This window comes from Marinagarivorans sp. (genome assembly GCF_982758155.1).
Map to the genome: position 1 here is coordinate 47,251 of NZ_CEXWTU010000010.1, position 4,537 is coordinate 51,787.

The window sequence follows — 4,537 nt, forward strand, 5'->3', positions numbered from 1 at the left end:
GTACGGACTAAAATCGCACCCGACAATACAATCGTCCATAGCAGGTTGATCCAGATTAAGAACAAAGGCACGACAGCAAAAGCGCCGTAAATCAGCTCGAAGCTGGTATTAGCCACAAAACGACCAAAAATTCCTTTTACAAATTCAAAACACATGGCCGTCACCAAACCACCGATCAAGGCATACTTCATTGGCACCCGACAGTTAGGTACAGCCGCAAATAGCAATGTGAAAACAAACGACATGATCAATATAGGTAATATTTTGAACAGTAACGGCACCAAGCCAAAAGGATCATAAGCATCAAAAACCAGCTTCAGCGATAGCACATAAGTGCTCATCGCCATGGTCATCCCCAACAGAATTGGCCCGATACTCAATACAGCCCAATAGCGCAGGTACTTAAGCAACCCTCGCCTTGCCTGTGTCACCCCCCAAATAGTATTAAAGTTTTTTTCGATATTTGTCAGCATCAAAAATGCCGTAACAAACAACATACCAATACCGGGTAAGGTTAAATTGCGCGCTTGTGATGAAAAACTGTGTAGATAGGTTTTCACCGACTGGTTAGATTCTGGCAATAGATTGGAAAACAGCGCATTTTGCATCTGCTCAGACACGCCCTCAAAGGCTGGAACAAGGCTAAATACCGAATAAAAAACCATCAGTAAAGGCACTAACGCGAAGAGCGTCATATAGGTTAATGCAGCTGCACTTTTTTGACACCCGGCCGCCTGAAAGTCACGCACCAAGCTAAATATAAAAATTTTGACCCCTACACCCAAATTCTTCCATTGCTGCTTTTGTAGTTTTAACACCCTGGCCCCCTTTGTTAGTAGCCACTCGCTACTTAATTGTTTTGGCATACTGAAAAGCCATTAAAAGCAAACTAATCACCTATAAATGCGGATAAAAAGATATGACCATCAGATTCGAGCGCATGTGACAGATTAATATGCGCTAAAATAGCCAACTCACTCTCAAGCGACGTACATTTTAGTAGTTATGGCTGATTATACGATTTATCACAACCCAAGGTGCTCAAAGTCTCGCCAAACACTGGCATTACTCGAAGAGAATGGTATTGAGCCCGCTGTGGTTCTATATTTGAATGAGCCACCCTCAGCATCAGACCTCAAAGCCATTATCAAAAAGCTTGGGATAACAGCACGCGGCCTGTTACGCGATAAAGAAGCCGACTATAAAGCGCTGGGTCTTAGCAATGCAGATCTAGACGACAGCGCTTTAATTGCTGCAATGGTCAAACACCCAAAGCTTATCGAGCGCCCAATTGTGATAAAAGGCAGCAATGCTGTTTTAGGACGCCCACCCGAAAACGTATTGAGCTTGCTGTAACAGCCCACTCCACCATAATGCTAAACCAGAGAACATGATGACAACGACAGCCATCAAAGTATTAGTGCTGTACTACAGCAGCCAAGGCGCAACAGCCACTTTAGCGAAGCATGTTGCCCGCGGCGTTAATAGCGTTAGCCAAGTAGAGGCCGTAATGCGTACCGTACCGCGCGTGCAGCCTGTCATTGAACAACCCGAAAGCGCCGTACCGGCCAATGGTGCCCCCTACTGTAGCCACGAAGACTTAAGCCAATGCGCAGGACTTGTCATGGGCAGCCCAACGCGCTTCGGTAATATGGCTGCACCCTTAAAATATTTTTGGGACACCACTGCAACGCAATGGCTAAACGGCTGCTTAATAAACAAACCTGCCGGCGTTTTTACTGCCTCGAGTAGCCTACATGGCGGCCAAGAATCGACCCTATTAAGTATGTACTTACCGCTATTACATCACGGTATGGTAATAGCAGGCATTCCCTATAGCGAAGCCTGTATTCACGAAACGCAATCCGGCGGTGGCCCTTATGGTGCCAGTCACCACAGCCATAACGCCAATAACACACATGGCGCCACACAATTAACACCCGAAGAGCAGGCCGCCTGTTTTGCACTAGGTAAGCGCATCGCCCTACTTGCACTGAAGCTCTCGACACCGTTAACCAACAGCGATTAATTTAGGATTATTTGTGTCCAATACCCCTCTTTCACCATCCATCGATCTCGCAGCCACGCAGCTACGCATTTCGTTTTTCGAACGCCGCGCCCTTTACGCCCACTGGGCAACACTGTTTTTTTACTGCGCGCTGCTCACAACCTTCAGCTTGCATCAATGGTTTAGACCAGAAGGCATAAGCTTATTTCAGTGGTCTGTGCAGTGCCTACCTTTATTATTATTTTGGTTTGGCTTACGTATTCGCAGGCGCCGCACATACTCTTGGCTGGGTTTCGTACTCTTTTTATACTTTATAAAAGGCGTCGAAGGCGTTATGGGTTTTAATCCAACATGGTTTGATTGGTGTTTACTGACTTTTAGTACATCACTATTTATTACCAGCACCATGGCCGCACGCTGGCTTTACCTTACAGAAAAAGAACAATACTTATTACACCATGCCACCTACAGCAGCAGTGATGAAGTAACAGAAAGGCTCACCCCTTAGCTAACATCATTACGGCCCTAAAATTTACAGTCTAGTCGCAGGTAGCGCCTGTTGTGACTTCATTTTTGATTAAGGATTCTCATGAGTACACAAGCTCCACGCAAAAATATTTTCGCGCGTATTTGGCATTTTTTTTGGAACGCCATTAGCTGGCTACGCATAGCCATACTAAACATCGTATTTTTAATTGTTTTGGTCGTTGTATTTTCCGCCGTAATGGAATCCGCACCTAAGCCCATAGAGCAAGGCCCGCTGTTTATTGCCCCATCAGGCATGCTCGTTGATCAACTCAGCTATGAACCCCCACTAGCGGCACTTACCGGTGACACTCCCCCCGAAACACACTTACAAAGCTTAATTGAAGCCATTCAATTAGCCGCTACAGATAACCGTGTAACGGGACTAATTATTAAATTAAATGATTTAAATGGCGGCGGCATTAGTAAACTCCAAGAGCTAGGCCAAGCCATTACCCTATTCAAGAAAAGCCAAAAGCCTGTTATTGCCTACGGTAACTTCCTGGATCAACAGCAATATTATTTAGCCAGCTATGCAGACACTATCTACATACATGATATGGGTGGCGTTGCCATCACTGGTTTTGGCTTGTACCGCAATTATTTTAAAGGCTTGATTGATAAACTCGGCATCAATGTTCATGTTTTCAAATCGGGTACCTTTAAAGATTTTGTAGAGCCTTATATCCGAACCGACATGTCAGAACCATCACGCGCACATAATGAAGCTTGGCTAACCTCTCTTTGGGCAACCTACAGCAGCGACGTAGAAGAGCGCCGCGGGTTATCAGTAGGCCAGCTCGACACCTACATTAAAACGCTGCCGCAATTACTGCGCAATGCCGATGGCGACGGTGCCAAGCTCGCTAAAGATTTTAATCTTGTGGATGAAACAGGTTCAAAACAAGCACTCATCGATTATTTAATTGCCCAGTTTGGCCGCAGTAAACACGACAGCAACATGTTCAACCACATCAACCCCATCAGTTACCAGCAAGAAATAGCACTGAATAAATTTCAGCAGCAAGGCAATATTGGTTTAATCGTGGCCGCTGGCACCATTATGGATGGCGAGCAACCTGAGGGCAGTATTGGCGGCGATACCTTATCGCAACTTATTCGCAAAGCCCGTAATGATGAAAGTCTAAAAGCCATAGTCATCCGTGTTGATAGCGGCGGCGGTAGCGCTTTTGCTTCAGAACTTATTCGCCAAGAAATAACCGAAACGCGCGCCGCCGGTAAGCCCGTCTTCATATCGATGGGCAGTATGGCCGCTTCAGGAGGTTATTGGCTGGCCGCAGGCGCCGATCAAATATGGGCAACACCCACAACAATCACAGGCTCGATAGGTGTTTTTAGCATTATTCCAACCTTTGAAACCACACTCGACAAAATAGGCGTGACTTCAGACGGTATCGCCACCAGCGAGCTCGCAGGCCTATTCCACCTAGATCGCCCCATGAGCGAACAAGCAAAAACGGTTTTCCAAATGGGGGTTGAGTCTGTTTATAGCAAGTTTTTAACCATCGCCGCCGACGCCCGCAATAGCACCGTAGAAGAGATTCAAAAAGTTGCCGAAGGACGCGTATGGTTGGGCGCACAGGCAATGGAACACAACTTAGTTGATCATCTAGGCTCTTTAGACGATACGATTAATGCATTAGCGCAGCATGTCAATATCGAGAATCCCATCATCACACTGGTGGAGCGCGACCTAACTCCCGTTGAAGAAATATTGAAAAACATTAGCCTGAATACTCACGCTGTTATCCCTACACTAGGAAGCCAGAATCCAGCCAATGCGTTGATCAATAATATTGCGTACCACGTTAATCAGTCGCCGCTGACTCAACTACTCGCAGAACAGAGTCAAAATTTATCGCAACCTAAAATCTACGCATTATGCGCAGATTGTTTATCTCAACCCTAAATACTGAAAGCCTCTGCGCTTTAGGGACGAGGCAATAATAGTTTATCCAATTAGGCGAAGAGGGCCTGCAGGGA

General features: G+C 46.0%; 5 protein-coding genes. 4 read left to right on the top strand and 1 reads right to left on the bottom strand.

Translation table 11 applies throughout. From position 1 onward, the window contains the following. The coding region (locus AC3A8L_RS02585; RefSeq protein ID WP_487960660.1) for a YihY family inner membrane protein at positions 1–866 on the bottom strand (866 nt) is incomplete at its 3' end. Between the two features lie 139 nt (positions 867–1,005). Between AC3A8L_RS02585 and arsC the strand changes: the two genes are divergently transcribed. The 4 genes from arsC (at position 1,006) to sppA (ending at position 4,463) form a co-directional block, all read left to right on the top strand. Continuing rightward, positions 1,006–1,356 carry an arsenate reductase (glutaredoxin) gene (gene arsC, locus AC3A8L_RS02590; protein WP_487960661.1) on the top strand — a complete coding sequence of 117 codons (351 nt, stop codon included), beginning with the start codon at positions 1,006–1,008 and terminating at the stop codon, positions 1,354–1,356. A gap of 37 nt (positions 1,357–1,393) precedes the next feature. After that, positions 1,394–2,029: an NAD(P)H:quinone oxidoreductase gene (wrbA, locus tag AC3A8L_RS02595; protein WP_487960664.1), complete on the top strand. Its 636-nt coding sequence runs from the start codon at positions 1,394–1,396 to the stop codon at positions 2,027–2,029. Between the two features lie 13 nt (positions 2,030–2,042). Then, complete coding sequence (locus AC3A8L_RS02600; protein ID WP_487960662.1) at positions 2,043–2,516, top strand: DUF2069 domain-containing protein; 474 nt, start codon at positions 2,043–2,045, stop codon at positions 2,514–2,516. 81 nt (positions 2,517–2,597) lie between these two features. Continuing rightward, on the top strand, positions 2,598–4,463 hold the full coding sequence (gene sppA, locus AC3A8L_RS02605) for a signal peptide peptidase SppA (RefSeq protein ID WP_487960663.1): 1,866 nt from the start codon (positions 2,598–2,600) through the stop codon (positions 4,461–4,463). The last annotated feature ends 74 nt before the right edge of the window (positions 4,464–4,537 follow it).

Coding starts and splice junctions, on each gene's coding strand:
- arsC (WP_487960661.1), top strand. CDS start 1,006: ATGGCTGATTATACGATTTATCACAACCCAAGGTGCTCAAAGTCTCGC.
- wrbA (WP_487960664.1), top strand. CDS start 1,394: ATGACAACGACAGCCATCAAAGTATTAGTGCTGTACTACAGCAGCCAA.
- sppA (WP_487960663.1), top strand. CDS start 2,598: ATGAGTACACAAGCTCCACGCAAAAATATTTTCGCGCGTATTTGGCAT.